Origin of the sequence: Streptomyces sp. NPDC051582, from assembly GCF_040681715.1 — a bacterium.
GTDB lineage: Bacteria > Actinomycetota > Actinomycetes > Streptomycetales > Streptomycetaceae > Streptomyces.
Genome location: NZ_JBFAZJ010000004.1, coordinates 196,880 through 223,384, shown reverse-complemented (window position 1 = coordinate 223,384; position 26,505 = coordinate 196,880). Strand labels below are relative to the sequence as shown.

At 73.1% G+C, this 26,505-nt stretch carries 27 protein-coding genes; 11 read left to right on the top strand and 16 right to left on the bottom strand.

All coding sequences use genetic code 11. The annotated features are described in order from the left end of the window. Nucleotides 1–53: 53 nt before the first annotated feature. The 4 genes from AB0M92_RS08700 to AB0M92_RS08685 all read right to left on the bottom strand — a co-directional run bounded on the left by AB0M92_RS08700 (nucleotide 54) and on the right by AB0M92_RS08685 (nucleotide 2,427). Complete coding sequence (locus AB0M92_RS08700; RefSeq protein WP_366101350.1) at nucleotides 54–587, bottom strand: DUF5956 family protein; 534 nt, start codon at nucleotides 585–587, stop codon at nucleotides 54–56. Between the two features lie 32 nt (nucleotides 588–619). Beyond that, a complete protein-coding gene (codA, locus tag AB0M92_RS08695) occupies nucleotides 620–1,915 on the bottom strand; it encodes a cytosine deaminase (protein ID WP_366101349.1) in 1,296 nt (431 codons plus the stop codon). Between the two features lie 83 nt (nucleotides 1,916–1,998). Further along, the gene (locus AB0M92_RS08690; protein ID WP_366101348.1) at nucleotides 1,999–2,166 is read right to left on the bottom strand and encodes a hypothetical protein; all 168 of its coding nucleotides are present in this window, start codon (nucleotides 2,164–2,166) and stop codon (nucleotides 1,999–2,001) included. Nucleotides 2,167–2,259: 93 nt separating this feature from the next. Then, nucleotides 2,260–2,427 (bottom strand): hypothetical protein, encoded by a 168-nt coding sequence (locus AB0M92_RS08685; protein WP_158708421.1) that lies wholly within the window; start codon nucleotides 2,425–2,427, stop codon nucleotides 2,260–2,262. A 107-nt stretch (nucleotides 2,428–2,534) separates the two neighbouring features. Between AB0M92_RS08685 and AB0M92_RS08680 the strand changes: the two genes are divergently transcribed. Together AB0M92_RS08680 and AB0M92_RS08675 are read left to right on the top strand one after the other, a co-directional pair. Then, nucleotides 2,535–4,328 carry a prolyl oligopeptidase family serine peptidase gene (locus AB0M92_RS08680; protein WP_366101347.1) on the top strand — a complete coding sequence of 598 codons (1,794 nt, stop codon included), beginning with the start codon at nucleotides 2,535–2,537 and terminating at the stop codon, nucleotides 4,326–4,328. Nucleotides 4,329–4,395: 67 nt separating this feature from the next. After that, nucleotides 4,396–5,229: an SURF1 family protein gene (locus AB0M92_RS08675; protein WP_366101346.1), complete on the top strand. Its 834-nt coding sequence runs from the start codon at nucleotides 4,396–4,398 to the stop codon at nucleotides 5,227–5,229. On the opposite strand, the gene AB0M92_RS08670 is transcribed toward AB0M92_RS08675, so the two are convergent. The 7 genes from AB0M92_RS08670 to AB0M92_RS08640 all read right to left on the bottom strand — a co-directional run bounded on the left by AB0M92_RS08670 (nucleotide 5,201) and on the right by AB0M92_RS08640 (nucleotide 11,330). Continuing rightward, nucleotides 5,201–6,280, bottom strand: a complete 1,080-nt coding sequence (locus tag AB0M92_RS08670; RefSeq protein WP_366101345.1) for a hypothetical protein — start codon at nucleotides 6,278–6,280, stop codon at nucleotides 5,201–5,203. The genes AB0M92_RS08675 and AB0M92_RS08670 overlap by 29 nt on opposite strands. Continuing rightward, nucleotides 6,277–7,017, bottom strand: a complete 741-nt coding sequence (locus tag AB0M92_RS08665) for a SigE family RNA polymerase sigma factor (protein ID WP_366101344.1) — start codon at nucleotides 7,015–7,017, stop codon at nucleotides 6,277–6,279. The genes AB0M92_RS08670 and AB0M92_RS08665 overlap by 4 nt, the downstream gene beginning before the upstream one ends. A gap of 169 nt (nucleotides 7,018–7,186) precedes the next feature. After that, complete coding sequence (locus tag AB0M92_RS08660) at nucleotides 7,187–8,263, bottom strand: aspartate-semialdehyde dehydrogenase (protein ID WP_366101343.1); 1,077 nt, start codon at nucleotides 8,261–8,263, stop codon at nucleotides 7,187–7,189. Beyond that, nucleotides 8,260–9,534 carry an aspartate kinase gene (locus AB0M92_RS08655; protein WP_099890296.1) on the bottom strand — a complete coding sequence of 425 codons (1,275 nt, stop codon included), beginning with the start codon at nucleotides 9,532–9,534 and terminating at the stop codon, nucleotides 8,260–8,262. The genes AB0M92_RS08660 and AB0M92_RS08655 overlap by 4 nt, the downstream gene beginning before the upstream one ends. 108 nt (nucleotides 9,535–9,642) lie before the next feature. Beyond that, nucleotides 9,643–10,299 carry a DUF5063 domain-containing protein gene (locus AB0M92_RS08650; RefSeq protein ID WP_366101341.1) on the bottom strand — a complete coding sequence of 219 codons (657 nt, stop codon included), beginning with the start codon at nucleotides 10,297–10,299 and terminating at the stop codon, nucleotides 9,643–9,645. Then, nucleotides 10,292–10,891: a recombination mediator RecR gene (gene recR / locus AB0M92_RS08645; RefSeq protein ID WP_030152816.1), complete on the bottom strand. Its 600-nt coding sequence runs from the start codon at nucleotides 10,889–10,891 to the stop codon at nucleotides 10,292–10,294. Before recR ends, AB0M92_RS08650 begins: the two co-directional genes overlap by 8 nt. Nucleotides 10,892–10,985: 94 nt before the next feature. After that, nucleotides 10,986–11,330, bottom strand: coding sequence for a YbaB/EbfC family nucleoid-associated protein (locus tag AB0M92_RS08640; protein WP_078621772.1), 345 nt, complete (start codon nucleotides 11,328–11,330; stop codon nucleotides 10,986–10,988). Between the two features lie 266 nt (nucleotides 11,331–11,596). On the opposite strand from AB0M92_RS08640, the gene AB0M92_RS08635 reads away from it, so the two are divergent. Next, nucleotides 11,597–12,361 carry an SLATT domain-containing protein gene (locus AB0M92_RS08635; RefSeq protein WP_366101340.1) on the top strand — a complete coding sequence of 255 codons (765 nt, stop codon included), beginning with the start codon at nucleotides 11,597–11,599 and terminating at the stop codon, nucleotides 12,359–12,361. Between the two features lie 59 nt (nucleotides 12,362–12,420). Here AB0M92_RS08635 and AB0M92_RS08630 read toward each other — a convergent pair whose 3' ends face one another. The 4 genes from AB0M92_RS08630 to AB0M92_RS08615 all read right to left on the bottom strand — a co-directional run bounded on the left by AB0M92_RS08630 (nucleotide 12,421) and on the right by AB0M92_RS08615 (nucleotide 17,900). After that, the gene (locus AB0M92_RS08630) at nucleotides 12,421–13,071 is read right to left on the bottom strand and encodes a hypothetical protein (RefSeq protein WP_366101339.1); all 651 of its coding nucleotides are present in this window, start codon (nucleotides 13,069–13,071) and stop codon (nucleotides 12,421–12,423) included. 108 nt (nucleotides 13,072–13,179) lie between these two features. After that, complete coding sequence (locus tag AB0M92_RS08625; protein ID WP_366101338.1) at nucleotides 13,180–15,741, bottom strand: glycosyltransferase; 2,562 nt, start codon at nucleotides 15,739–15,741, stop codon at nucleotides 13,180–13,182. Continuing rightward, nucleotides 15,738–16,418: a GntR family transcriptional regulator gene (locus AB0M92_RS08620; protein ID WP_366101337.1), complete on the bottom strand. Its 681-nt coding sequence runs from the start codon at nucleotides 16,416–16,418 to the stop codon at nucleotides 15,738–15,740. The genes AB0M92_RS08625 and AB0M92_RS08620 overlap by 4 nt, the downstream gene beginning before the upstream one ends. A 99-nt stretch (nucleotides 16,419–16,517) precedes the next feature. Next, nucleotides 16,518–17,900: an aspartate aminotransferase family protein gene (locus AB0M92_RS08615; protein ID WP_366101336.1), complete on the bottom strand. Its 1,383-nt coding sequence runs from the start codon at nucleotides 17,898–17,900 to the stop codon at nucleotides 16,518–16,520. Nucleotides 17,901–18,129: 229 nt separating this feature from the next. On the opposite strand from AB0M92_RS08615, the gene AB0M92_RS08610 reads away from it, so the two are divergent. Next, nucleotides 18,130–18,798 carry a DJ-1/PfpI family protein gene (locus AB0M92_RS08610; RefSeq protein ID WP_366101422.1) on the top strand — a complete coding sequence of 223 codons (669 nt, stop codon included), beginning with the start codon at nucleotides 18,130–18,132 and terminating at the stop codon, nucleotides 18,796–18,798. Continuing rightward, a complete protein-coding gene (locus AB0M92_RS08605; RefSeq protein WP_366101335.1) occupies nucleotides 18,791–19,351 on the top strand; it encodes a MarR family transcriptional regulator in 561 nt (186 codons plus the stop codon). The genes AB0M92_RS08610 and AB0M92_RS08605 overlap by 8 nt, the downstream gene beginning before the upstream one ends. Nucleotides 19,352–19,388: 37 nt before the next feature. On the opposite strand, the gene AB0M92_RS08600 is transcribed toward AB0M92_RS08605, so the two are convergent. Further along, on the bottom strand, nucleotides 19,389–19,871 hold the full coding sequence (locus AB0M92_RS08600) for a diadenosine tetraphosphate hydrolase (RefSeq protein ID WP_366101334.1): 483 nt from the start codon (nucleotides 19,869–19,871) through the stop codon (nucleotides 19,389–19,391). Between the two features lie 245 nt (nucleotides 19,872–20,116). Here AB0M92_RS08600 and AB0M92_RS08595 point away from each other — a divergent pair, with 245 nt between their 5' ends. From AB0M92_RS08595 to AB0M92_RS08570, 6 genes are all read left to right on the top strand, one after another. Beyond that, entirely contained in the window at nucleotides 20,117–21,127 is a 1,011-nt protein-coding gene (locus tag AB0M92_RS08595) for an alpha/beta hydrolase (protein WP_366101333.1), read from the top strand. Continuing rightward, nucleotides 21,120–22,310, top strand: coding sequence for an acyltransferase (locus AB0M92_RS08590; protein ID WP_366101332.1), 1,191 nt, complete (start codon nucleotides 21,120–21,122; stop codon nucleotides 22,308–22,310). The genes AB0M92_RS08595 and AB0M92_RS08590 overlap by 8 nt, the downstream gene beginning before the upstream one ends. A gap of 10 nt (nucleotides 22,311–22,320) precedes the next feature. Next, complete coding sequence (locus AB0M92_RS08585) at nucleotides 22,321–23,640, top strand: sensor histidine kinase (protein WP_366101331.1); 1,320 nt, start codon at nucleotides 22,321–22,323, stop codon at nucleotides 23,638–23,640. A 9-nt stretch (nucleotides 23,641–23,649) separates the two neighbouring features. Next, nucleotides 23,650–24,330, top strand: coding sequence for a response regulator transcription factor (locus AB0M92_RS08580; protein ID WP_366101330.1), 681 nt, complete (start codon nucleotides 23,650–23,652; stop codon nucleotides 24,328–24,330). 87 nt (nucleotides 24,331–24,417) lie between these two features. Then, nucleotides 24,418–25,770 (top strand): histidine kinase, encoded by a 1,353-nt coding sequence (locus tag AB0M92_RS08575; protein WP_366101329.1) that lies wholly within the window; start codon nucleotides 24,418–24,420, stop codon nucleotides 25,768–25,770. Continuing rightward, complete coding sequence (locus AB0M92_RS08570) at nucleotides 25,767–26,426, top strand: response regulator transcription factor (protein ID WP_366101328.1); 660 nt, start codon at nucleotides 25,767–25,769, stop codon at nucleotides 26,424–26,426. Before AB0M92_RS08575 ends, AB0M92_RS08570 begins: the two co-directional genes overlap by 4 nt. Nucleotides 26,427–26,505 lie beyond the last annotated feature (79 nt).

Here is a 26,505-nt window from a genome sequence, read left to right as displayed (position 1 = left end):
CGAGGTGGAGCCGGTTCTTCGCCGACGCAAGGGCGCGAACCGGCGTGTCGCGCTTACGTGTTGCTCAGGGAGCGGAGTTCGGCTCGGACCAGGGCGAGGAACTCGGCCGACGGCCGGACCTCCACCCCGCGCTCCCGCGCGAGCGCCCGGAGCCGGTCGAGGACCGCGCCGACCGCGGGGAGGGAGCCGGGCGGGCGCAGCAGCCACAGGCGGCCCGGCGGCCGGTGCGGGATCCCGAGGCCCGTCAGGACCTCCTCGGCCTCCCGGTCGAGGTCGTGCAGATCGGGGTCGGCGAGCGGGGCGGCCTCCACGCCGGTGATGTGCCCCTCGCCGTCCAGCAGGGTCTCCACCGCCCAGTGGGTGGACCGGTCGGGGATCCAGGTCCGGGCCGCCGGGGGCCACACGTACGGCAGGAACGCCCACAGCGTCTCCCCGGGCGCCGGCTCCCAGCCGAGCACCTCCAGCTCCCGGACCTCGGGCAGCCGGTCCGGCTCCTGCTCGCTGCGGCCGCTGCGGCGCAGCGCGAGCGGGTGCGGAGTTCCGTCCTCGTCCCAGGAGTCCCACGAATCCCACGAATCCCTCGCCATGCGCGCAGGCTACCGCCGCGGGAGGCGCCGTCCTACGACCGGCGGAAGTCCACCTCCGCGGGCGGTTCCCCCGGCCAGTTCAGCCGCGTCGGAGCGGGCGGCGTCTCGGCGAGCACGGTCCCCCGCGCGACCACGTACCGCGGCCGCACCTGGCGGCGCACCGCCTCCGCCGGGGTCTCGGCCGCCAGCAGCACGAAGGAGGCGGGGGCGCCTTCGGCGATCCCGTACTCCGCGTCCGTCAGGCCCAGCACCCGCGCCGCGCGCTCCGTCACCATCTCGAACGCCACGGGGATCTCGTCCGCCCCCGTGAGCTGGGCGGCGTAGAGCCCGACGAGGGCGGTCTGGAGCGGGTTCGCGGTGCCGAGCGCGTTCCACGGGTCCATCACGTCGTCGTGGCCGAAGGCCACGTTGACGCCCGCCGCCAGCATCTCCTTGACCTGGGTGAGCCCGCGCCGCTTGGGGTAGCCGTCGAAGCGGCCCTGGAGATTGAGGTTCGCGAAGGGGTTGGAGACCAGGTTGATCCCGGAACGGGACAGCAGCCGCTGGAGTTTGAAGCTGTACGCGCCGCCGTAGGAGCCCATCGCCGTCGTGTGCGAGGCCGTCGCCCGCTCCCGCAGCCCCGTGCGCAGCGCGAGCGCGGCCAGCACCTCCACGAAGCGGGACTGCTCGTCGTCGATCTCGTCGCAGTGGGCGTCGACGCGCAGCCCGTGCTCCTCGGCCACCGCGAAGGCGATGCCCAGCGAGGCGACCCCGTCCTCGCGGGTGTCCTCGAAGTGCGGGATCGCCCCGACCACGTCGGCTCCGCGCGCCACCGCCTCGCGCAGCAGCACCTCGCCGCCGGGGAAGGAGACGACGCCCTCCTGCGGGAAGGCGACGATCTGCAGGGTCATGAACTCCCGGACCCGGTCGCGGACCTCCAAGAGCGCGTCCAGCGCGGTGAGGCCGGGGTCGGTGACGTCGCAGTGCGTGCGTACGTGCAGCACGCCCTGGGCGGCCTGCCAGCGCAGCACCTGCGTGGCGCGCGCGACGACGTCCTCACGGGTCAGGGTCCGCTTGCGCTCGCTCCAGCAGGCGATGCCCTCCCACAGCGTCCCGGAGGCGTTCGGGCGCGGCTCCCCGGCGGTCAGGGCCGTGTCCAGGTGGATGTGCGGCTCGACGAAGGGGGCGGTGAGCAGCCCGCCGTGCGCCTCGATCAGCACACCGGTGGCCGGCGGCTCCTTCTGGTCGTCGTACGGGACCACCCGCGCGATGCGCCCGTCCTCGGCGACCTCCACGTCGGACAGTCCTTCGGTGTGGAGCAGCCGGGCACCCCGGACGATCATCCGCATGCGGCCACCCTACGACCGTGGCCCGCGGTTTCCGGGGAAACCGCGGGCCACGACGTCCTGTCGTCCTGCACCGCATGCCTGGCTCAGCCGCGCTTGGCCTGGGCCTTCTGCTGCATGCCCCGCGTCTTCGCGGAGACGGACTGCACGTCTTTGACCGCGGCCTTCGCGCGCGCCTCGGCCGCCGTGTTCTTCGCCCGCTCCCGCTCACGCTCCGCGGCCTGTGACGTGCCGGCACGAGCCTTCTTGGCCATGATCGCTCCTCCTCGGGACACATCGGGACGCACCGGAGGGCCTACGCCCTCCACTGTCCCTCCGTTCGCGGGAGGGGGCATCCGGAGCGAGGGTCAGCCGCGCCCGCCCTTGCGGCGCTGCTGCTCGCGCATCCGGTCCTCCTTCATGGCCATCGTCTGCGCCTCGCGCACGTCCTCTACCAGCATCGCCGGCTTGCTCGGCATCCCGGATTCGGACGACCGACGGTCCTCGTGAGTCTGTTCCTTGCGCTGCTTCGCCATGATCACTCCTCACTGGAACTGGAAAACGGCTGGGTGGGACCCCGCCCACGCTGCCCCCTCCCGCCCGCCACGACCATTCGGCAGCGCCAATCGGGTTACATGGGGGTATGACTGACAACACGGCCGTGCCCGATTGGGAGAAGCGCTTCCGGGCGCCGCGCGTCGGGCTGCCCGACTGGGCCGAGGACGCTCCGGACCGCTCGCTCTTCGTCTCGAACGCCACCGGGACGTACGAGCTCTACGCCTGGGACCGGGCCACCGGCGGCCAGCGGCAGGCCACCGACCGGCCCAACGGGACCACCGACGGGACCCTCTCCCCCGACGGGGAGTGGATCTGGTGGTTCTCCGACACCGACGGGGACGAGTTCGGCACCTGGGTGCGCCAGCCCTTCGCGGGCGGCCCCGACGAGCCGGCCACCCCCGGGCTGGAGCCCTCGTACCCCGCCGGGCTCGCCATCGGGCGGGACGGGACCTCCGTCGTCGGCCGGTCCACCGACGAGGACGGGACCACCGTCCACGTGGTGCGCCCGGACGGCACGGAGCCCGCCGTGATCTACCGGCACCGGGAGTCGGCCGGCGTCGGCGACCTCTCCCACGACGGGACCCTGATCGCGATCGAGCACACCGAGCACGGCGACGCCATGCACTCGGCGCTGCGCGTGGTCACCCTCGACGGGACCACCGTCGCCGAGCTCGACGACTCCCGGGACGGGACGGTGGAGCTCGGCCTGGAGGTGCTCGGCTTCGCGCCGGTCGCCGGGGACACCCGGCTGCTCGTCGGCCACCAGCGGCGCGGCCGCTGGGAGCCGATGGTCTGGGACGTGGCCACCGGGTCCGAGCAGGACCTGGCGATCGAGCTGCCGGGCGACGTCAGCGCCGAGTGGTACCCGGACGGCTCCGCGCTGCTGATCGCGCACGGCTTCGAGGCGCGCAGCGAGCTCTGGCGCTACGACCTGGCAGCGCGCGAGCTCGTCAAGGTCGACACCCCGCCCGGCACCGTCTCCGGCGCGAGCGCCCGGCCCGACGGCACGGTGGAGTACCAGTGGTCCTCGGCGGCCGAGCCCTCGGCCGTACGGTCCACCGCGGGCGGGACCGTCCTGGACCCTCCCGGCTTCCGGGCGCCCGGCTCGGTGCCGGTGGAGGACGTGTGGGTGGAGGGCCCCGGCGGCCGGATCCACGCGCTGGCGCAGCGGCCGCGGGGCCACGGCGACGGCCCCTTCCCGACGGTCTTCGAGGTGCACGGCGGGCCGACCTGGCACGACAGCGACACCTTCGCGGCGACCCCGGCGGCCTGGCTGGACCACGGTTTCGCGGTGGTCCGGGTCAACTACCGCGGCTCGACCGGCTACGGCCGCGAGTGGACCGACGCCCTCAAGCACCGCGTCGGCCTGATCGAGCTGGAGGACATCGCGGCGGTCCGGGAGTGGGCGGTGGCCTCCGGCCTGGCCGACCCGGCGCGCCTGGTGCTCTCCGGCGGTTCCTGGGGCGGCTACCTGGCCCTGCTGGGGCTCGGCACGCAGCCCGAGGCCTGGGCCGTGGGCCTGGCCGCCGTACCGGTCGCCGACTACGTGACGGCGTACCACGACGAGATGGAAGCCCTGAAGTCCCTGGACCGCACCCTCTTCGGCGGTACGCCGGAGGAGGTCCCGGACCGCTTCGAGGCCTCTTCGCCGCTCACGTACGTGGACGCGGTGAAGGCCCCCGTCCACATCGCGGCGGGCGTCAACGACCCGCGCTGCCCGATCCGGCAGATCGAGAACTACGTGGAGCGGCTGGCGGCGCGCGGGGCGGTGCACGAGGTGTACCGCTACGACGCCGGGCACGGCTCCCTCGTCGTGGAGGAGCGGATCAAGCAGGTCCGGATGGAGCTGGAGTTCGTGCAGAAGCACCTTCCGAAGTAGGGCGTGATGCGGCCGTGGCGGTGGCCCCGGCCCCGGTGATCCGGTGCACCCCCCGTACGGTGGTGGGGTGCACCGGTTTCTCCTGACCCCGCGCTGGTGGGGGATCAACGTCTTCGTCGCGCTCGCCGTCCCCGTCTGCCTGTTCATGGGGACCTGGCAGCTCGGCCGGTTCGAGGACCGTGTCGACAGCCACAAGGAGGCGGGCGCCAAACGGCCCGCCCTCGATGCCGCCGCGCCGCTGGAGTCGCTGCTCCCGGTGGACAAGAAGACCTCCGGACGCCTCGCCTCCGCCTCCGGCGAGTACGCCGAGCAGTTGCTCGTCCCCGAGCGGCGGCTCGACGGCAAGAGCGGGTTCTACGTCCTGAACCTGCTGCGGACCGACTCCGGCAAGGCCGTCCCCGTGGTCAGGGGCTGGCTGCCGGGCACCGCCGACGCCTCCAGGGCCCCGGCCGCGCCGACCGGGCGGGTCGAGGTGACCGGCGCGCTCCAGGCCTCCGAGAGCTCCACCAGCAAGGGCGTGTACGCCGAGGGCGGGCTGCCGGCCGGGCAGCTCGGGGTGATCGGGGCGGCCTCGCTGGTCAACCTCGTGCCCTACGAGCTGTACGACGCCTGGCTGACGGTGCAGACCCCGGCGGAGGGCCTGACCCCGGTGCCCGCGCAGGCGCCGAGCAACACCGGGCTGGACCTGAAGGCCTTCCAGAACCTCGGCTACACCGGCGAGTGGTTCGTCTTCGCCGCGTTCGTGCTGTTCATGTGGTTCCGGCTCTACCGCCGCGAGGTGGAGACCCTGCGCGATGCCGAGGCGGGGCTGGTGCCCGGGGACGCCGTCACGGCACCCGCCGCCACGGCCGCCGCCCCGGCCCCGGCCGCCGCTAAGGCTTCGGCGCGTCCAGCGGAATGACGCCGGTCCGGTAGACCGTCCCCCCGCAGGCAGCGGGAATCGTCGTCTGCGTGGCCGGCGCACCCGGCAGCGCCGTGTGCGTCACCTCCACCCCGGTCGGCTCCGGGGCCTTGCCGGTGGTGTCCGGATCCGAACGCGTGGTTCGGGCCCCCGAGTCCTGCCCGCCGTCCGGGGCGTCCACCGGGGGCTTGGGCTCCGGATCGGGCGTGGCCGCCGGACAGGACTGCGCCGAGGGCACCCAGGCGAAGCGGACCTCGTACGCCGTGTTCGGCTGGAGCAGCAGCAGCGGTGCCTCCGCCGCCGGGTCGGGCAGCCCGGCCGCCGGATCCCCCGCGGTGTGGCCGACCACGGTGACCCCCGAGGACCGGCCGGGCGCCGACACGGAGGCAGCCGTCACGGTGTCGGGGCCGGTGACCGTGCAGCCGCGCGCCGAGACGTTGGTGACCTTGAAACTGCCGTACACCTTCCCGTCGGCCTCCGGGGACTTGGCGCTGCCCTTCACCCCGAGCTGCTCCGCGCTGCATCCGGGCAGACCGGTCGCCGCCGTCACCGGGGGCTGCGGGCCGGTGCCGGCCGAGGCCCCCGCGGTCGCGCCCGCGCTGTCCGGGCCGGCCGTACCGCCGCCGGTCGGGGCGCCGCCCTCCTGCGCGTCCGGCTGCGCGCCGGTGCCGGCCGTCTGCGCGCCCGGGCCGGCGGCCTTGCCGGGCCGGGGGGCGCCCTCGCCGTCCTGGTGCGGATCGGAAGTGCCGCCGCCGGCCCCGGTTGCGGACTGCTCGCCGTGCCCGGCCATCGCCGAGTGGTCGGCGCCGCCGCCCTCGCCCCCGGTGATGTGCAGGTGCAGGGCCGCCGGGATGGCCGTACCGGCCAGCAGCGCGGCCACCGCCGCCCCGACGAGGGCCTGCCGCTTGCGGGTCCTGCGTACGGGAACGGCGTACCGCAGCCGCTCCAGCGCGTCCTGGGAGGGCTCCAGGCCCTCGACGGCTCCGCGCAGCAGGCTCCGCAGCGCCTGTTCCTCGCCCGCCCCGCCCGGCGGGGTGTGGTCGTCCATCATGACTGCGCAGCCTCCATCGCCACCCGCAGCGCGGCAATGCCCCGCGATCCGTACGCCTTGACCGAGCCGAGCGAGACGCCGAGCGTCTCGGCGACCTGGGCCTCCGTCATGTCCGCGAAGTACCGCAGCACCAGCACTTCGCGCTGACGCCGCTGGAGTCCGCGCATCGCCTTGATGAGATCGTCCCGTTCCAGCTGGTCGTACGCGCCCTCTTCGGCACTGGCCATGTCCGGCATCGGCTTGGAGAGCAGCTTGAGGCCGAGGATGCGGCGGCGCAGCGCGGAGCGCGAGAGGTTGACGACGGTCTGGCGCAGATACGCCAGTGTCTTGTCCCGATCGCGAACCCGGTTGCGGGCCGAGTGGACCCGGATGAACGCCTCCTGGACGACGTCCTCGCAGGAGGCGGTGTCGTCGAGGAGCAGCGCGGCCAGGCCGAGCAGGGAGCGGTAGTGGGCCTGGTAGGTCTCGGTGAGGTGGTCGACCGTGGTGCCGGCCACGACGACGGGCTCGGCGGCCGCCTCCTCCCCGTTCGCCACGGCCTCCGCGCTATCGCGGGGCGCGGGCACGCGGGCGCCCCGGGTCGGTGCGGCGGAGGGCACGGTGAGCGGCGCCGCGGCCGGCGGAACGGGAAGGATCACGGGGAACCCGCCGGGCGCGGGCGCGCGGGAAGGCCGGAGCGGCGCACCGAGTGCGCTGCGCGCCGGTACGACGGCGAAGTCGAGAAGTGCCTCTGCCACGCCAGTTGGACACGCGTCCCCCCGCCAGGGTTGTACGCGTGAGGCCGCCTCACCAGCAAAATTCCCATTGCCCTCATGCGTACTCGCTCTTCCTGATTGCCCCGCTCGTCCAGGCGGCAGTCAGGCCATCACCTTGATCAAGGGATCAGCACTGATCCTACAAAGTGAATTACGCGGATTCACCAGCGATCAGTTCCGCGATCTGAGTGGCATTCAGGGCGGCCCCGTTGCGCAGATTGTCCGCGCACACGAAGAACTCCAGGGAGCGCGGATCGTCCAGCGAGCCCCGCAGCCGTCCCACCCAGGCCGGATCCGTGCCCGCGGCGTCCACCGGAGTCGGGAACTCCCCGGCCGCCGGGTCGTCCACCACGACCACGCCCGGCGCGGCCTCCAGGATCTCCCGGGCGTGCGAGGCGTCCGCCCGGGCCTCGAACCGCGCCCGTACGCTCAGCGAATGCCCGGTCAGCACCGGCACCTGTACGCAGGTCACCGCGACCGGGAGGGCGTCCAGGTGCAGGACCCGGCGTACTTGCGCCCGTACGGCCAGCTCGTGCGAGGACCAGCCGCCGTCCCGCAGCTCACCGGACCACGGCACCACGTTCAGCGCGAGCGGGGCGGCGAAGGGACCGCAGTCCTCGCCGACGGCCCGGCGCACGTCCCCGGTCTGCTCGCCCAGGGAGGTTCCGGCGACCAGCGACAGCTGGCGGCGCAGCGCATCGGAGCCGGCCCGCCCGGCCGCGCTGGCGGCCTGGTACGAGGACACGGTCAGGTCGGCCAGCCCGTACTCGGCGTGCAGCGCGCCCAGGGCCGCGATCATCGCGGCCGTGACGCAGTCCGGGCCCGCGACGATGCCGCGCGGGCGCGCCCGTACGGCCCGGGGGTTGACCACGGGCACCACCAGCGGCACCTCGGGGTCCTCCCGGAAGGCCGCGGACTGGTCGACGGCGACGGCCCCGCGCATGACGACGGCCGGGGCCCAGCGGGCCGAGACCTCGGGCGGGGTCAGGAACAGCACCACGTCGCCCCGCCCGATGCCCTCGAAGGCGTCCTCGGTGAGGGCGAGCACCTCGCACTCCCGCCCGCGCACGGCCAGCATGCGGCCGGCCGAGCGCCCGGAGGCGATCAGGCGTATGTCACCCCAGACGTCCGCCCGCTGGGAGAGGATCCGGAGCACGACGGAGCCGACCGCTCCGGTCGCCCCGACCACGGCGAGCGCCGGAGCCGGGGTCGACCGGGTCTCGGTCATCGTCCGGTGCCTCCGTAGACGACGGCCTCGTCGCTGTCGGAGTCGAGGCCGAAGGCCGTGTGCACGGCGCGGACGGCCTCGTTGACGTCGTCCTGGCGGGTGACGACCGAGATGCGGATCTCGGAGGTCGAGATCAGCTCGATGTTCACGCCCGCGTCGGACAGCGCCTGGAAGAAGGAGGCGGTGACGCCCGGGTTCGTCTTCATGCCCGCGCCGACCAGGGAAATCTTGCCGATCTGGTCGTCGTAGCGCAGGGAGTCGAAGCCGATCTGGCCCTTCGCCTTCTCCAGGGCGTCGATGGCCTTGTGGCCCTCGGCCTTGGGGAGGGTGAAGGAGATGTCCGTCAGGCCGGTGGACGCGGCGGACACGTTCTGCACGATCATGTCGATGTTGATCTCGGCGTCCGCGATGGCGCGGAAGATCGCCGCGGCCTCGCCCGGCTTGTCCGGAACGCCGACGACCGTGATCTTGGCTTCGGAGACGTCGTGAGCGACTCCGGAGATGATGGCGTGCTCCACCTGCGCGTCCCCTTGCGGATTCTCGTTGCTGACCCAGGTGCCCGGCAGTCCGGAGAAGGACGAGCGGACGTGGATCGGGATGTTGTAGCGGCGCGCGTACTCGACGCAGCGGTGCAGGAGCACCTTGGAACCGGAGGCCGCGAGCTCCAGCATGTCCTCGGAGGAGATCCAGTCGATCTTCCGGGCCTTCTTCACGACGCGGGGGTCCGCGGTGAAGACGCCGTCGACATCGGTGTAGATCTCGCAGACCTCGGCGTCCAGCGCCGCGGCGAGCGCGACCGCGGTCGTGTCCGAGCCGCCCCGGCCCAGGGTGGTGATGTCCTTGGAGTCCGCCGACACGCCCTGGAAGCCGGCGACGATGGCGATGTTGCCCTCGTCCAGCGCGGTGCGGATACGGCCCGGCGTGACATCGATGATGCGCGCTTTGTTGTGGACCGAGTCGGTGATGACGCCTGCCTGGCTGCCGGTGAACGACTGGGCCTCGTGGCCCAGGTTTTTGATCGCCATGGCCAGCAGGGCCATGGAGATCCGCTCTCCGGCGGTCAGCAGCATGTCGAATTCGCGCCCGGCAGGCATCGGTGACACCTGCTCGGCGAGATCGATCAGCTCGTCCGTCGTGTCGCCCATCGCGGAAACCACGACGACCACCTGGTGGCCGTTCTTCTTGGCATCCACGATCCGCTTGGCGACGCGCTTGATGCCCTCGGCATCGGCTACGGAGGAGCCTCCGTACTTCTGCACGACAAGGCCCACGTGCGCTCCTCGCTCAGTCCGTCTCATTGCTGGTGCAGTGTAACGAGCGGTCGCGATCCGACCGCTTCGTACCACATCATGAGACGATCAGACCAGGAACCGGGTTCCCTACTTCCCCGGCAGACCCAGCTGGGCACCGATTTCCTCGGCCATCACCCGTCCGGCCTGCTCGGCGAGGTCGTCCTCGGCGAGGTCCTCGTCGGTGTCCAGGCCGTCCAGGGCCTCCAGGGGCTGGTCCAGCCGTACGTGGGCGATCAGCGACTGCAGGGCGCGCAGCGTCGCCGAGGCCGTCGGACCCCAGTTGGTGAAGTACGAGAACTGCCACCACCACAGCGCCTCGGTGGTCCGGCCCGCTTGGTGGTGGATGAGGCCGTGCCGCAGGTCCGCCACCACGTCGGCGAGGTCGTCCGAGATCCGGTGCGCGACGGGAGCCTTGCGCGGCTCGTACGGGTCGAAGACCTCGGAGTAGACGTCGACCGGCTCCAGCATGAGCGCGAAACGCTCGCGCAGGTCGTCCACGTCCGGCTCGGGGCCGAGGTCGGGCTCGTAGCGCTCGTCGGGCAGGACGTCCTGGTACGCGCCCAGCCGGCCGCCCGCCAGCAGCAGCTGGGACACCTCCAGGAGGAGGAAGGGCACCGCGCTGTCCGGGTCCTCGCCCTTGGCCACCTCGGTGACGGCGACGATGAAGGATTCGATCTGGTCCGCGATCGAGGCCGCGAAGTCGTCCGGATCCACTCCCAGGGCGTGCAGCATTGCGTCAGACATCGAGAAGTCGCCTTCCTTCAAAGGCCCGCCCCAGCGTGACCTCGTCCGCGTACTCCAGATCTCCCCCGACGGGGAGCCCGCTGGCCAGGCGGGTGACCTTCAGGCCCATGGGCTTGATCATGCGGGCGAGGTAGGTGGCGGTCGCCTCGCCCTCCAGGTTCGGGTCGGTGGCGAGGATCAGCTCGGTCACCTCTCCGTCCGCGAGGCGCGCCAGCAGCTCGCGGATGCGCAGGTCGTCCGGGCCGACGCCCTCGATCGGACTGATCGCACCGCCGAGGACGTGGTACCGGCCCCGGAACTCGCGGGTCCGCTCGATCGCGACGACGTCCTTCGGCTCTTCCACCACGCAGATGACCGTGGTGTCGCGGCGCGGGTCGCGGCAGATGTTGCACCGCTCCTCCTGCGCCACGTTCCCGCACACCGCGCAGAACCGGACCTTGTCCTTGACCTCCAGCAGCGCGTGCGCGAGGCGGCGGACGTCGGTGGGCTCGGCCTGCAGGATGTGGAAGGCGATCCGCTGCGCGCTCTTGGGCCCGACGCCGGGCAGCCTGCCCAGTTCGTCGATCAGGTCCTGGACCACGCCTTCGTACACGGACTGCCTTCTTTCGTTCTGCGGTGGGGCTGCGGGGTTCGGGTTGCGGGTTCGGTTGCGGGTTCGGTTGCGGGTTCGGGTGTCGGACTGCGGGCTAGAACGGGAGGCCGGGGATGCCGCTGCCGCCGCCCAGGCCCTGGGCCAGCGGGCCGAGCTTCTCCTGCTGGAGCGCCTGGGCGTTCTCGTTGGCCGCCTGGACCGCCGCGACGACCAGGTCGGCGAGGGTTTCGGTGTCCGCCGGGTCCACGGCCTTCGGGTCGATCACCAGCGCGCGCAGTTCACCGGAGCCGGTGACGGTCGCCTTCACCAGGCCGCCGCCGGCCTGGCCCTCGACCTCGGCCTGGGCGAGCGCCTCCTGGGCCGCGGCGAGGTCCTGCTGCATCTTCTGGGCCTGCTGGAGCAGCTGCTGCATGTTGGGCTGGCCACCACCGGGAATCACAGGTCACTCACTCCGTCGCGTCGGTCCAAGACTGGGCGGCTTGGTCAATCCGAGCCTACGTGCTCCCCGCGCGGCGCGCCCTACGCCGTGAGGACCAACTCTTTCGAGTGAGAGACGGGGCGTGCGCGTACCTGATGGAGACCTCCTTGCGGGCGGAAAACCGGGGATTCGTCGCCCACGGGCCGCCATTCGAAGGTAGGAAGAGCATGCGCATCATTGCGCACACGCGCACCACCACACGTCAGCGCAGGCAGAGGGAGTGCCGGGTGAGCCAGCCGGAGATGCAGCCCGAGGGGCCACCCCGGGATCCCCGGGAACCCCGGGACTCCCGGGAGGAGGGCAGCGGACCGATGGCGGCGGGCGATCTGACCGGCGGACCGTTCCCTCTCGGGGACTGGGGCGAGCCGGCCGAGCGGCTGGACGAGCTCTACCGGCGGGTCGAGGCCGATGCCCTGCGCACCGCGGAGTGGTATCTGTCCGACCGGGCGTGGAAGCGCCGCGGCGCGCGGGTGCTGCGGGTCGGGGCGGCCGCGGGGGCGGTGGCCGGGGCCGCGGTCCCGCTGCTGGAGCTGACGGGATCCGCGCCGGGCGTGGCCTCGTACGGCTACCTCGCGCTGCTCCTGGCCGCGGCCTGCCTGGCCTGCGACCGGTTCTTCGGCCTGACCTCGGGCTGGATGCGGGACGTGGCCACGGCGCAGGCGGTGCAGCGCCGCCTGCAGACGTTGCAGTTCGACTGGGCCTCGGAGAACGTGCGGGAGGTGCTGGGACCCACGGAGGGCACGGCGAGCGAGGCGGCCGAGCGGTGCCTGACCGTGCTCCGCCGCTTCTCGGAGGACGTGACGGAGCTGGTGCGCTCCGAGACCGCGGAGTGGATGGTGGAGTTCTCCTCGGGGCCGGCGCCGCTGGTGATGCAGTCGCTCGGCGCCCCGTCGTCGCGGGCGGAGGCGGGCCTCCCGCCGACCCGCTTCCCGCTGCCCCCGGGCACCCGCCCCAACATGCCGCGCCAGCGCCCGCCGGAGCAGCCCCGCTGAAGGCGGCCCCGCCGGGGGGGGGTGAGGAGGTCGGGGGCGAACCCCCGACCCGATGCCGGTCAGCTGAAGATGATCATCGAGCCCTGGCCGAGGCTCCGCGTCGCGGCCGCGTGCAGGCCCAGCCACACGTGCCGCTCCCGTGCGAAGGGACTCTCGTCGTACGGAATCGGCCCCGCCGGCTCCTCCAGCGAGGTGGGCCGCCCCGGCGCCGCCGGAGCCCCCGGCGGATTGCCCGGGTCGATCCCGATCGCCGGCGCCACCACCATCAGCTCGCGCAGCAGGCCCTGCGCCGAGCCCAGCGGGCCACCTCCGGCCAACAGCTCCTCGTTGGCCAGCGGCACCGCGAAGTCCACCGGCACGTACGCCCCGGCGTGGTCGTAGTGCCACACCAGGTGCGACTGCTGCGCCGTCGACTCGAACATCTCCAGCAGCTGCTCGTAGTCCCCGCCCAGCTCGTCCACCGGCGTCACCGGCAGTCCGCAGATCTGCAGCAGGTAGGCCCGCCGCAGGAAGTGCAGGGCGTCGTAGTCGAAGCCGGCGACGGGGGCCACGTCCCCGCTCAGGCCCGGCATGTACGCGAACACGGGCACCGACGGCAGACCCGCCTCGCCCAGCGCCTTGTCGTACGAGGCGATCTCTTCCGCGAACGGGTTGTCGGGGCTGTGGCACAGCACGTCGACAAGGGGGACCAGCCACAGGTCACAGGCCACGCGGGCTCCGATCAGTCGATGTCGCCGATCCCGCCAGCGTAGTGCGCCGAACACCCTCCGCGAAGGGCTGCGCAGAACCTGGGGCGGAACTCGCGCCGGAGCCGCCCGCTACACCCGGCCCGGACCCACCCTCCACACCCAGACGTCCTCGACCTTCTGCGGCTGCCGCCCCAGCAGCTCGCTGATCATGTCGCGCAGCTCGACCCCTCGGTCCTGGAAGGGCAGCACGACGGCGCCCGCCTTCCAGAACTCCAGGTCCTGGCGGGCCTGCTCCCGCCACTGCGGGGTGATCTCCGGCGGCTGCTGCCCGTACCGGACGTCCCGCAGGAGGTTCGAGAGGTGGCGCGGGGTGGCCCCGTAGATGCCGATCCGGTCGGGTCCCCACGGCCCGTTGAAGTAGCCGCCGGCCAGCCGGAAGCCGAAGCCGGCCTCGACCTGCCAGTGCAGCGCGTCCGCCTGGCCGGGGTCCGGCAGCGGTACCGGAACGAGTGCTTCGCCGTCCTTGACGTAGCCCTTCCAGGCGCCCGAGGTGATGAACGCCGGCACCGGCGCCCGCTCCCGTACGGCCAGCGGCAGCGGCAGCACCGGGATCAGCGCGGCCGCCGCCGCGAGCAGGCCGAGCGTGCGCAGCTCGCGGGTGCGCATCCGTACGATCCGGTCCAGCGCGAGCGCGAGCAGCACGCCCAGGACGGGGGCGCACACCATCGCCACGCGCCCCTCGATCACCGACTCGAACAGCGGCAGCTTCACCACCAGCCGCCAGGGCCCGGGCAGCACGACGTCGGTGCGCGGGATCGGCACCCAGGGCCCGAGGGACAGCGCGAGCGCGACGAAACCGGTGATCGCGAGCGCGCGGACCGGCTTGCTGCGCCACATCCACACGCAGACGGCCACGCCGAGCGCCAGCAGCGGCCAGCCGTAGAAGGCGTTCTGCTCGGTGGTGTTCAGCGAGAGCCGTCCGGCCGTCTCGGCGTCGCCGAAGAGCGAGCGGGCCGCGTACTCGACCAGGGCGCGCGGACTGTTGCCGGCGTTGTCCCCGTGCAGGACCGAGTGGTAGCTCTGCGGGCCGAAGAACTGCCAGTACAGCGGGTAGATCAGCAGCGGCACGCAGACGCCCGCGGCGATGACCAGGCCGAGGCCCAGCGGCTGCGCGGCCGCGAGCGCGCGCCGCCGGTCGACCAGGAGGTACGCCAGCGAGAAGACCAGCATGCCGAGCGCGGCGATGAGCAGCGGCTCCTCGCCGAGGAAGATCTGGTACGTCGCGAACAGGCCGAGCAGCACCCCGTCGCGGACGGTGTTCCTGCCGTCGCACAGGCGCAGGGCCCTGTCGATGATCAGCGGGAGCATGAACAGCACGACGAAGTTCGGGTGGCCGTTGGCGTGCGAGACCATCGGCGGCGCGAACGCGGCGAGCGCCCCGCCCGCGGCGGCGGCCCAGCGGCTCTGCACGAGGCGGCGGCGGATCAGCCAGTACCAGGTCCAGGCGCTGGCGGCCATGCCGAGCGTCAGGACCAGCGCGAAGGTGACCGTCTCCCCGAACAGGAGCGTGACCGGGATCAGCGGGACGGTCAGGCCGAGCATCGTGGCGTTGGCCATCAGGTTCACGCCGTCGGGCATGCCCTGGGCCGTGGTGAAGAGCGGATTGCGCAGGTGGGTGATGTTGTCGGTGGCGACGCCGACGAACCACTCCCACTGGTTCTGGTCCTGGAGCGCGTCCGCCAGGTAGCGGCCGTCGAGGTCCGCCCACAGGCCGTGGAAGACGTACGCGGAGAGGGCGAGGAAGACGGCGGCGACGGCGAGGCCGCCGGAGTTCAGGCGGAAGAGCTCCTTCAGCGCGCGGCGCCGGTCGCCTGCGGCTGCGGCTGCTGTCCGGGGGCGGGGGCGGGGGCGGGCGGCGGGCTTCGGGGTGCGGCGGACGGGTACCTCGGCCACGTTCCACCCCTGGCGGCGCATCCAGCGCAGCACCTCGGCGTCGATGGCCGGGCCGTCGAGGACGCAGGCGCCGAAGGCGGCCCGGGCCCGGTCGCCGTCGAAGAGGGCGAAGCCGCAGGTGTCGGCGCGGAAGCCCGGTATCCCGGGGACGCCCAGGGCGCGGACCAGGCGGTTTCCCGTCCGGCCGAGGACGGCGGTCGCGCTCTCGCTCCCGTTCCCGCTCCCGCTCCCGCTCCCGTTCCCGTTCCCGTTCTCGCTCCCGTTCTGCGGATCCTCCGGGCCGAGTGCCCGCTCCAGGTGGTCCAGCTCGGCCGGCGGCGTCCTGAGCCCGGCGTCGGCGAGCAGCACCCGGTCCCCGGCGCAGGCGAGCACTGCGGCGCGCAGCGCGGCGCCCTTGCCGCGGTGCTGCTCGGAGCGGATCAGCCGGATCCGGGGTTCGTCGGCGGCCGCGGCCTCGACGAGGGTGGCGGTGCCGTCCGTGGAGGCGTCGTCGGCGACGACGAGCTCCCAGTCGCCGGGGCCGGTGCCGATGTGGGCGTCGAGATGGGCGCGGAAGGCGTCGAGCGTCGGGCCGATCCGGTGCGCGTCGTCGTGGGTGGGGATGACGACGGAGAGCCCGACGGAGCCGAGCCAGGCGGGGGCGGCCGCTTCGCCGGTGCCGGTTGCAGCGCCGGTGCCCGTGCCCGTGCCGGTTCCCGTACCCGTGGCCGTCTCGCCGGTCGCGGTCGTGTCGGTCATGCGCCGACCGCCTTCAGGCCCGCGGCCCAGTCCAGCGCGCGCTGGTTGTACGCGTGCACGAGGCTCCGTACCTCGTCGGCGTCGGCCCGCGTCACGGCGTCCACCAGCTCGTTGTGGCCGGACCACAGCCCGGTGTGCGGATCGGGAGCCGCCTTCAGGTGCGGTACGGCGAAGACCCAGCACTGCACGCGGATGCGGTGCAGGAAATCCGAGATGTACGCGTTGCCGACCAGCCCGCTCAACTCCCTCCAGAAGCGCAGGTCGTAGCCGATCAGCACTTCGAGGGAACCGCTCTCCGCGGCCCTGCACGCCTCCTCGGCACGACGGCGCACCGACACCAGCATTTCGCCGGAGCCGGGCGCGGTGCCGCGCTCGACGAGCCGCCGGAAGATCCCGTCCACTATGAGCGTACGGGCCTCGATCATGCCCCGGTAGTCGTCCACGGAGAAGGCGCGCACCCGAAAGCCCCGGTGCTGCACCGATTCCAGCAGCCCCTGCGCCGAGAGGTCGACCAGCGCCTCGCGGACGGGGGTCGCGGAGACCTCGTACTGCTCGGCGATCTGCTTGACGGTGAATTCGGTGCCCGGTGGCAGGCGTCCCGCCAGCACCTCGTCACGCAGCGCGTCCGCGATCTGCTGGCGAAGTGTGTTGCGGGTGACAGCGCCGCTGCCTGGCATAGGGGTCCGTCTCCTCGGTAGAACTTTCGGACACCTTAGGCCAGGCAGCGAGGCCGAAACCGATCGAACGCGGGTGGTTTCCGTCTCGGACGGCCCCGGTCAGGCGGAGGTGGTGTGCCGGTCCGCGACCGTCAACGCCTCGTCCAGCAGGGCCAGGCCCTCCTTGGCCTCCGCCTCGGTGACGTTGCACGGCGGGACCACGTGGGTGCGGTTCATGTTCACGAAGGGCCACAGGCCGGAGGCCTTGCAGGCAGCCGCGAACTCGGCCATCGGCGCGTTGTCGGCCCCGGCCGCGTTGTAGGGGACGAGCGGCTCGCGCGTCCCCCTGTCCCGTACGAGCTCCAGCGCCCAGAAGGCGCCGAGGCCGCGGACCTCGCCGACCGACGGGTGCCGCTCGGCGATCTCGGCGAGCGCCGGACCGATCACGTTCGCGCCCAGGTGGGCGGCGTGCTCGACGACGCCCTCCTCCTCCATCGTGTTGATCGTCGCCACGGCGGCGGCGCAGGCCAGGGGGTGGCCGGAGTACGTCAGACCGCCGGGGTAGGGGCGGGTGGCGAAGGTCTCGGCGATGGCGGCCGAGATGGCGACGCCGCCGAGGGGCACGTACCCGCTGTTCACGCCCTTGGCGAAGGTGATCAGGTCGGGGGTGACGTCCCAGTGCTGGGCGGCGAACCACTTGCCGGTGCGGCCGAAGCCGGACATGACCTCGTCGAGGATGAAGACGATGCCGTGGCGGTCGCAGAGCTCGCGCACGCCCGCGAGGTAGCCGGCCGGCGGGGTCATGATCCCGGCGGTGCCGGGCACGCTCTCCAGGATGATCGCGGCGATGGTCGCCGGGCCCTCGAAGGCGATGGTGTCGGCGAGGTGCGCGAGGGCGCGCTCGCACTCCTCCGCCTCGGTGGTGGCGTGGAACGGCGAGCGGTAGAGGAACGGTCCCCAGAAGTGCACGACCCCGGCGGCCGCCGTGTCGGAGGGCCAGCGGCGCGGGTCGCCGGTCAGGTTGATCGCGGCGGCGGTGGCCCCGTGGTACGAGCGGTACGTCGACAGCACCTTCTGCCGGCCCGTGTGCAGACGGGCCATGCGGACGGCGTTCTCGACGGCCTCGGCGCCGCCGTTGGTGAAGAAGACCTTGTCGAGGTCGCCCGGGGTCCGCTCGGCGATGAGGCGTGCGGCCTCGGAGCGGACGTCGACGGCGAAGCCGGGCGCGAGGGTGCAGAGCCGGGCGGCCTGCTCCTGGATCGCGGCGACGACCTTGGGGTGCTGGTGGCCGATGTTGGTGTTCACCAGCTGGGAGGCGAAGTCGAGGTAGCGGTGGCCGTCGTGGTCCCAGAAGTACGACCCCTCGGCCCCGGCGACGGCGAGCGGGTCGATCAGGGCCTGGGCGGACCAGGAATGGAAGACGTGGGCGCGGTCGGCGGCCTTGACGGCCGCTCCGGTGGCCGCGAGGTCTGCGGGGTTGCCCGTGGTGACGTGAGGGGTCATGCGGCCACGCTAAGAGTGCCCAGGTGGGAGGGGATATCGGCGGACTGTCTGCGGGTGGGGGCCCGGTCTCGGCAGTCTGTCGGCAGGTAATGCGGGAACGGGGGCCGGTGGCGGCTGGTGGCAGCCGACTGGCCGACTATTGACAGCAAACTGTCGAAGTGACAGCCTTCTGTCATACGACAGGAAGACGGAAGCACGGAAGCACGGAAGCACGGAAGAGGCGATGACGATGACCGGCACGACCACTCCCACCACTCCCTCCGTTCCCACCACACCGGCCGGCGCCCGGCCGGTGCACCTCGCGGTGTACGACACGTACGCGGACTGGGAGACCGGCCACACCACCGCACACCTCACCCAGCGCGGCCACCGGGTCCGCACGGTCGGCTTCGCCGCCGGAGCGCCGGTCACCACCATGGGAGGCGTACGCGTCCAGCCCGACCTGGCCCTCGCGGACCTCTCGCCCGAGGACTCCTCCCTCCTCATCCTGACCGGTGCCTCCCTGTGGGACTCCGGCGACGGGCTGGCACCGTTCGCGGCGAAGGCGCGGGAGTTCCTGGCGGCCGGGGTCCCGGTCGCGGCGATCTGCGGAGCCACGGCCGGCCTGGCCCGGGAAGGCCTGCTCGACGCACACGCCCACACCAGCGCGGCAGCCGCCTACCTGGCGCACCAGCCGGGCTACGCGGGCGCCGGGCGGTACGTCGAGGCCGACGCGGTGACGGACGGCGACCTGATCACGGCGGGGCCGACGGAACCGGTCGCCTTCGCCCGGGAGGTCTTCGCCCGGCTGGACGTCTACGCGCCGGAGGTCCTGGACGCCTGGTACCGCCTGTTCCACGACTCGGACGCGAGCGCGTTCCCGGTGCTGATGGCCGCGGCGGAGCGCGGCGATGCCTGACGCCCCGTCCTCCCCGTCCTCCCCGCCCTCCCCTTCCTCGGTCTCGTCGGTTTCGTCGGTTTCGTCGGTCTCCTCGGTGCGGGCCCGGCAGGACCTGCTGAGCCGGACCGCGCTCGGGGTGTTCGGCCTGAACGGCCGGTTCCTCGCGATCTCCGAGGAGTTGGCGGGGCCGGCCGGACTGACCGCGGCATGGTGGCAGGTGCTGGGCGCGGTGCTCCCGGAGCCCCTGCCGGTGGCGGGGATCGCCCGGGTCATGGGCATCACGCGGCAGAGCGTGCAGCGCGTGGCGGACCTGCTGGCGGCCAAGGGCCTCGCGGAGTACGTCCCGAACCCGGCGCACCGGCGCGCGAAGCTGCTCCGCCCGACGCAGGAGGGGCGTGCCGCCGTCGCCCGCATCACCCCGGCCCACGCCGCGCTGGCCACCCGTCTCGCGGAGGAGCTGGGCGAGGCGGCCTTCGCCGAAACGGTCGAGGTCCTGGACCGCCTCACGAAGGCCCTGGACGCGCTGCTGGCCGAAGGGACGACCGGAGCCGACGGGGCGACGGCGCCGTAGGGGGTGTCCGGCGTCCGGCCGGTCGGGAGACCACGTCCTATCCCGCTGCGAGCCGGTCCAACTCCTCCCCGATGGCGGTGCGCAGGCCGTCGTGCCGGGGGCCCAGTTCGTGGCGGGCGCCCCGCCAGTACTCCTCCTGCTCGTACCGCCACACCGGCATCCGGACCAGTTCCGGGGGTTCCCAGTCGTAGCGGGGCCAGACGTGGGCGTGCAGGTACGGGTCGGTGTTGCCCAGGATCTCGATGTTCACCCGGCGGAAGGCCGGGTCGAGCCGCCGGCAGGCGCGCTCGACGGCCTCGGCGAGCCGCTCCATGTCGCCGAGGTACGCCGTCCGGCGCGCCCGCGGCAGGTCCGAGAGCCGGGTCACTGACGGGTCGTCCGTCAGCAGGACCGCGTACCCGGGGAGGAACTGCCGGTCCCCGATCACGGCGAAACCCTGGTCGAGGCGGCGCAGCACGGTCGGGTTCTCGCCCCGATGCGCGCTGCCTATCCGGTCGTTGCGCCAGTCTCCGTTGGTCATCCCGGGACCCTAGGCCATGCCTTTCGGATCGGGACAGAGCCCCGGGGATGCATCCCCGGGCATGGTCCGGGGGGTGACCGGCCTCTTCCGGCGTGGCTCTCAGGTCTGCCGTGTCATACCTCAGAGCCACGCGGAAAGGGGGCTCCGCAGCGGGACGCCGACGATGCCCCTCAATTCCTAACTTCGGAACCGGAGATGACGCGAACACAGCGCGTCCGGACCGAGCGAAGGAAAAGGGACCCGCCATGACCCGCGCCGCAGGACGCCCCGATGGACGCCTCGAACGACGCCCCGCCGAACGGCAGCAGCGCGGCCGGCTGCGGCGCACCCTGCTGGCCGGGCTCGTCGCCGCGGCCGTCGTGCTGCCGGTGTCCGCCGCGGCCTCCCCCGACGTCCCCGCCCCGGCGCCGGCCGCGCTCGCCGAAGCCACCGCGCTCCCCGACCGGTACGAGGCCAACCGCGCCAACCTCGCGGAGGCGGCCCGCATGGCGCGGGAGGCCGGACGCACCGGCCGCGCGGCGAAGCTGGAGGCCATGGGAGCGGACGGCACCGCCCGGTTCCTCGCCTTCGACGGCCGCGGCAAGGGCCGGGCCGTCGAGGTGCTCGGCGATCTGGAGGGCGCCGACCGGATAGCCGTCCTGGTGCCCGGCTCCGACACCACGCTGGACACCTACCAGAGGTTCCGCGCCGGGGCCGTCGCCCTGCAACAGCGCCTCCTGGCCGGGCATCCCCGCTCTGCCGTGGTCGCCTGGCTCGGGTACGACACCCCCGGCACGGTCAGCTCGACCGTGCTGAGCACCGACCGGGCAGATGCGGCCGCCGCCGAACTGGGCCCCTTCCTGGAGCGCTTGGGGCGCGGTACCGCCCCCGGTGCCCGGTTGTCCCTGCTCTGCCACTCGTACGGGAGCGTGGTCTGCGCCCGGACCTCCACCGGCCCCGCAGTCACGGACATGGCCCTGTTCGGCAGCCCGGGCACCGGCGCTGGCTCCGCCGCCGGACTGCCGACCGGGGCCCGGGTCTGGGCCGGGCGCGGCGGGGCCGACTGGATCGGCCATGTCCCCCATGTCCGCCTCGGCGGGCTCGGCTTCGGCACCGACCCCGTCGACCCGGCCTTCGGGGCCCGGCCCTTCGCGGCCGGCCCCGGCGGGCACAGCGACTACCTCAAGCCCGGCACCGCGTCCCTCGACAGCCTGGCCCGCATCGTCCTCGGCACCGCCCCCGTCGCCCCGACCGACCCGGAGGTCTCCCATGCGTAAGCTCCGCGCCCGCTGGTCCGTCCTCGCGGACCGCATCGACGCCGGGACGCCCGCCGAGCGGGACCGGACCGTGGACGCCCTGCGGGCCTTCGCCATCCTCGGCGTGGTGCTGGGCCACTGGCTGGTGACCGCCCTGACCACTGCCAACGGCGGCCTGAGCAACACCAGTCCGCTGGCCCACCTGCCCTGGCTGGCACCGGTGTCCTGGGTGTTCCAGACGCTGGCCGTGTTCTTCCTGGTCGGCGGCCATGTCGCCGCCCTCGGGTACGCCGCGGCGCGCGAGCGCGGGGTCCCGTACGGGGTGTGGGTCGGGCAGCGCCTGTCACGGCTGTTCCGGCCGGTCGCCGCGGTGCTCGCCCTGTGGACCGTGGCGGCGGCCGGGATGCTGCTCGGCGGGGCGGAGCCGGAGACCGTCCGGACGCTGGTCAAGCTGGTCCTCTCCCCGCTCTGGTTCCTCCTCGTCTTCGCCGTGCTCACCGCCGCGACACCGCTCGTGGCGCGGCTGAGCCCGCTGTGGCCGCTGGCCGTGGTGGCCGGTGTGGACCTGTGGCGGTTCGGCCTCGGCGGGCCGGAGTGGATCGGCTGGGTCAATGTGGCCGCCGGCTGGCTCGTCCCCTACACCCTGGGCGCCGCCTGGTCCCGCGGGGCGTTCGCCCGGCGCACCCCGGCCGCCCTGCTGCTGGGCGCGGGCGCCGCCGCGACCGCCGGGCTGGTCCTGTGGTGCGGGTATCCGGCCTCCATGGTCGGCGTCCCCGGGGCCCCGATATCGAACCTGAACCCGCCGACGCTGGCCGCCGTCGCGTTCGGCCTGGCCCAGTGCGGGCTGGCCCTGCTGCTCCGCGGGCCGCTGGAGCGGGCCATGCGGCGGCCCCGGGTCTGGGCGAAGGTCGCGCTGATGAACCTGTCCGCGATGACGATCTTCCTGTGGCACCAGACCGCGATGATGGCCGTCACCGCGCTGGGACTGCTGGCCCCCGCCGATCTGCCCGGACTGCACACCGTGCCCGACTCCCCGCAGTGGATGGCGGCCCGGCTGCTGTGGCTGCCGGTGTTCGCGGCCGCACTGGGCGTCTGCTGGGCCGCGTTCCGTACGTACGAGCAGGCCAGGCGGCCGAAGCGGGACCGCCGGTCCTCCGGGACGATTTCCCTGCGGGCGCCCGAAGAGGTGACGGCCCATGCCTAGGGTGGGCGACGTGAACGAGCAGAGCGGACCGCCCGCCGTGGAAGTGGAAGTGGACTCCGGCAGGGCCCGCGCGCCCCGGGGCCGGCTCCTGAGGACCCTGGCCCTCGACTTGCTCACCGTCGAGCGCGATCCGCTGCCCAGGATGTCCCGGCCGCGCTGGCTGGCCCGGCTGCCGCACGTCGCGGTCGTCTACGCCGCGCTCTTCTTCGGGTTCCTCACCACGGAGCAGATGAGCGACCACTACAACGACCAGGGGGGCGTCCCGCTGGTCGCCGCGATCCTGACCGGCGCCGCCATCGTCCTCGCGATGTTCCGGCCGATCGCCGGCTGGTGGCTCGGCCTGCTGGCGGCGGGCGTGGTCGCCTGGTCGATCCACGACAACGTCGGTGACGGCCAGAGCTGGCCCTGGTTGCCGGCCGGAATCATCGCGTTCGCCCCCGTCCTGCTGCTGGTGGCCCTGCGCGTGCCACCCCGGTTGACCGTCGTCGCCGTCACCGTCCCCATCGCACTGACCGGTCTGGCCGAGCTGCTGTTCAAACCGGAGCACAGCCAGAGCAGCGTCCTCGGCGCGCTTCTCCTGTTCGGCTTCGTCGGCCTCCTCGGGTACGCCCTGCGGGCCACCCGCCTGGCCCGCGGCAAGCTCGTCGAGCAGGAGACGATCACCGAGGAGGAGCGGGCCCGGCGCACCCTGCTGGAGGAGCGCAGCCGCATCGCCCGCGAGCTGCACGACGTGGTGGCCCACCACATGTCGGTGATCTCCATCCAGGCGCAGGTCGCCCCGCACCTGGTGGAGAACCCCTCCGAGGAGCTGAAGGAGAACCTGGCCGGCATCCGCGAGAACGCGCTGGAGGCCCTGACGGAACTGCGCCGCGTGCTGGGCGTGCTGCGCTCCGAGCAGCCTGACGATCCCGCGAACCCGCACCATCCGCAGCCGACCCTGGCCGAACTGGAGGGTCTCGTGGACAACGTGCGCGGGGCCGGACTGGCCGTCACCACCGAGATCGCGGGCATCAGGCGGCCCCTCACCCCGGGCGTCGAGCTCACCGCGTACCGGATCGTGCAGGAGGCACTGAGCAACTGCCTGCGCCACGCCCCCGGATCGCGGGTGGAGGTCGGCATCGCCTACGGGCCGCGCGAACTTCACCTGTGCATCGCCAACAGCGCGCCGACGCGGCCGGCCCCGCCCTCGCACGGCGCCGGACACGGTCTGCTCGGGATGCGGGAGCGGGCGGGCATGCTGGGGGGCGAGCTCGCCGCCGGCCCGCGCCCGGACGGCGGGTACGAGGTGAGCGCCGTGCTCCCGATGGATCCCGAGACGAAGAAGGGCTGACGAGGACGCATGAGCACTCCGGCCGAACCGATCAAGGTGATGATCGCCGACGACCAGATGATGGTCCGGCAGGGCTTCACCGTCCTCCTCAACGCCCAGCCCGACATCGAGGTCGTCGGCCAGGCCGTGGACGGGGCCGACGCGGTGGCGAAGGTCGCCGCACTCGGACCGGACGTGGTCCTGATGGACATCCGCATGCCCGGGATGGGCGGCATCGAGGCCACCTCGGTCATCACCGCCGCCCCCGGCTCCACCGTCAAGGTGCTCGTGCTGACCACCTTCGACCTCGACGAGTACGTGTACGAGGCGCTGCGCGCCGGAGCCTCGGGCTTCCTGCTGAAGGACGCGTCGGCCGACCAGCTCGCCGAGGCGGTGCGGGTGGTGGCGGCCGGTGAGGCGCTGCTCTCGCCGAACATCACCAAGCGGCTGATCACGGAGTTCTCCCGGATGGGTGCGCCGCGGGCGCCCTCGAAGGCACGGATCGACGAGCTGACCGAGCGGGAGACCGAGGTGCTGTCGCTGATCGCGCAGGGCCTGTCCAACGCGGAGATCGCCGCGCACCTGGTGGTGGCCGAGCAGACCGTGAAGACGCATGTGGGGCGGATCCTGGTGAAGCTCGGCCTGCGGGACCGCACCCAGGCCGCGGTGTTCGCGTACGAGACGGGGCTGGTCCGTCCGACGGGCTACTGAGTGCCCCGGGTAGTACCTGAGGGGGAGGCCGGGATATCCCCTTCAGCGGCGACGCGGACGAGGGGGCGGCCGACCTACGGTGTGGGTATGAGCGAGACGACCTCCCGGGTGAACCCCCGGACACCCGAGATCCGGATGGCCTCCGGCCTGTTCCGGAGCCTGCGCCAAGACCTGATCACGGACGCCTTCGCCTACCGGCCGCTGGCGCCGATGCGCACCGACGGGCCGGTGGTGCGCCGGCTCCCCGGGCGGATACGGCCGCACCTGGCGCATTTCCCGCATGCGGTCGTGGGGCTCACCGCGTTCTTCGTGGTGATGCTGACCGCCACCACCAGCGGGGAGTACTTGGTACCGAGCAGCACCCTCGTGATGGGGCTGATCGCGGCCACGCCGGTGCTGATGACCCTGGTGCGGCCCGTGGGCGCGTTCTGGGCGGCCCTGGTCGCCGCCGGGATGCTCATGGTGGTCGGCTCCGGCATGAACGACGTGTGGCCCGGCTCGCCGGGCGCCTTCGTCTCCTATCTCGTGACGGTGACCGTCGCCGCGATGCGGACCAGGCCCCGGGCGGCCGTCTGGATGTGGCTGATCACCCTGGGGGTCGGGATCGCGATACCGGTCGGGTTCGGCCGGGGGGAGCCGGTCGAGATCATGCCGATGGCCTTCCTCCTGGCGGTCGCCCTGCTGGTGGTGACGGTCCGCAACATACGCAGGGAGGCGGAGCAGGAGGTCAGCGCGCAGCAGGAGGTCACGGCCGTCGAGCGGGACCGGCGGACCCTGCTGGAGGAGCGGACGACGATCGCGCGCGAGCTGCACGACGTGGTGGCCCACCACATGTCGGTGGTGGCGATCCAGGCGGAGGCCGCGCCGTACCGGGTGAAGAACCCGCCGCCGGAGCTGGAGGCGGCGTTCGCCACCATCCGGGAGAACGCGGTGGCGGCGCTGACGGAGCTGCGCCGGGTGCTCGGTGTGGTGCGCTCCGCGGACTACGAGGCGCCGGACGCCCCGCAGCCGACGCTGGCCTCGCTGGACGGGCTGCTGGCCAATGTGCGGGAGGCCGGGCTGAGCGTGGAGAAGACGGTGACGGGTGCGGCGCGCGAGCTGCCGCCGGGCGTGGAACTGTCGGCGTACCGGATCATCCAGGAGGCGCTGAGCAACAGCCTGCGCCATGCCCCGGGGGCGGCCGCCTCGGTCGAGGTGTCGTACGTACTGGGCGGGTTGGGGATACGGGTGGTCAACGCGGCGGCGACCGGGGACGTGCGGCCCTCGCCGGGCGCCGGCCACGGCATCACCGGGATGCGGGAGCGGGTGGCCATGCTGGAGGGTGAGATGACGGCCGGGGAGACCGGGGCGGGCGGGTACGAGGTGGCGGTGTTCATACCGGTGCGCGGCCGCCAGGACACGGCTTCGGGGCAGGCGCAGGGCCCGGGGCAGTCGTCATGACGATCGGGGTGCTGATCGTCGACGACCAGATGATGGTCCGGGAGGGCTTCTCCGTCCTGCTGAACGCGATGGAGGGCATCGAGGTCGTCGGCGAGGCGGTGGACGGCCGCGAGGCCATCGCCAAGGTGGCGGCGCTGCGGCCGGACGTGGTGCTGATGGACATCCGGATGCCCGTGATGAACGGGCTGGAGGCGACGCGGGAGATCGTGGCCTCGGACACCGACGCCAAGGTGCTGATCCTGACGACCTTCGACCTCGACGAGTACGTGTACCAGGCCCTGCGCGCCGGGGCCTCGGGGTTCCTGCTCAAGGACGCCTCGGCCCGGCAGCTGGCCGAGGGGGTGCGGGTGGTGGCTTCCGGCGAGGCGCTGCTGGCGCCGACGGTCACCAAGCGGCTGATCCTGGAGTTCTCGAAGCTGTCGACCCCGCCGAAGCCGGCGGATCCGGCCGGGATCGGGGAGTTGACCGAGCGGGAGACGGAGGTACTGGTGCTGATCGCGCAGGGGCTGTCCAACGCGGAGATAGCGGACCGGCTCATCGTCGCGGAGTCCACGATCAAGACGCACGTGAGCCGGATCCTGGTGAAGCTGGGCCTGCGCGACCGCACCCAGGCCGCGGTGTTCGCGTACGAGACCCGCCTGGTGAGCCCGGCGTAGCGGGGCTCACCGCCAGTGAGGGCGGGGCCTTCGGCGCGCGGGGATCACCCGGCGAGTTCCGGCCGGGCGCGGGGCGGTC

Excerpts from the sequence above, each read along its gene's own strand:
- AB0M92_RS08700 (WP_366101350.1), bottom strand. The coding sequence starts at position 587 with ATGGCGAGGGATTCGTGGGATTCGTGGGACTCCTGGGACGAGGACGGA.
- codA (WP_366101349.1), bottom strand. The coding sequence starts at position 1,915 with ATGCGGATGATCGTCCGGGGTGCCCGGCTGCTCCACACCGAAGGACTG.
- AB0M92_RS08690 (WP_366101348.1), bottom strand. The coding sequence starts at position 2,166 with ATGGCCAAGAAGGCTCGTGCCGGCACGTCACAGGCCGCGGAGCGTGAG.
- AB0M92_RS08685 (WP_158708421.1), bottom strand. The coding sequence starts at position 2,427 with ATGGCGAAGCAGCGCAAGGAACAGACTCACGAGGACCGTCGGTCGTCC.
- AB0M92_RS08680 (WP_366101347.1), top strand. The coding sequence starts at position 2,535 with ATGACTGACAACACGGCCGTGCCCGATTGGGAGAAGCGCTTCCGGGCG.
- AB0M92_RS08670 (WP_366101345.1), bottom strand. The coding sequence starts at position 6,280 with ATGATGGACGACCACACCCCGCCGGGCGGGGCGGGCGAGGAACAGGCG.
- AB0M92_RS08660 (WP_366101343.1), bottom strand. The coding sequence starts at position 8,263 with ATGACCGAGACCCGGTCGACCCCGGCTCCGGCGCTCGCCGTGGTCGGG.
- AB0M92_RS08650 (WP_366101341.1), bottom strand. The coding sequence starts at position 10,299 with ATGTCTGACGCAATGCTGCACGCCCTGGGAGTGGATCCGGACGACTTC.
- AB0M92_RS08625 (WP_366101338.1), bottom strand. The coding sequence starts at position 15,741 with ATGACCGACACGACCGCGACCGGCGAGACGGCCACGGGTACGGGAACC.
- AB0M92_RS08620 (WP_366101337.1), bottom strand. The coding sequence starts at position 16,418 with ATGCCAGGCAGCGGCGCTGTCACCCGCAACACACTTCGCCAGCAGATC.
- AB0M92_RS08615 (WP_366101336.1), bottom strand. The coding sequence starts at position 17,900 with ATGACCCCTCACGTCACCACGGGCAACCCCGCAGACCTCGCGGCCACC.
- AB0M92_RS08610 (WP_366101422.1), top strand. The coding sequence starts at position 18,130 with ATGACCGGCACGACCACTCCCACCACTCCCTCCGTTCCCACCACACCG.
- AB0M92_RS08605 (WP_366101335.1), top strand. The coding sequence starts at position 18,791 with ATGCCTGACGCCCCGTCCTCCCCGTCCTCCCCGCCCTCCCCTTCCTCG.
- AB0M92_RS08600 (WP_366101334.1), bottom strand. The coding sequence starts at position 19,871 with ATGACCAACGGAGACTGGCGCAACGACCGGATAGGCAGCGCGCATCGG.
- AB0M92_RS08595 (WP_366101333.1), top strand. The coding sequence starts at position 20,117 with ATGACCCGCGCCGCAGGACGCCCCGATGGACGCCTCGAACGACGCCCC.
- AB0M92_RS08590 (WP_366101332.1), top strand. The coding sequence starts at position 21,120 with ATGCGTAAGCTCCGCGCCCGCTGGTCCGTCCTCGCGGACCGCATCGAC.
- AB0M92_RS08580 (WP_366101330.1), top strand. The coding sequence starts at position 23,650 with ATGAGCACTCCGGCCGAACCGATCAAGGTGATGATCGCCGACGACCAG.
- AB0M92_RS08575 (WP_366101329.1), top strand. The coding sequence starts at position 24,418 with ATGAGCGAGACGACCTCCCGGGTGAACCCCCGGACACCCGAGATCCGG.
- AB0M92_RS08570 (WP_366101328.1), top strand. The coding sequence starts at position 25,767 with ATGACGATCGGGGTGCTGATCGTCGACGACCAGATGATGGTCCGGGAG.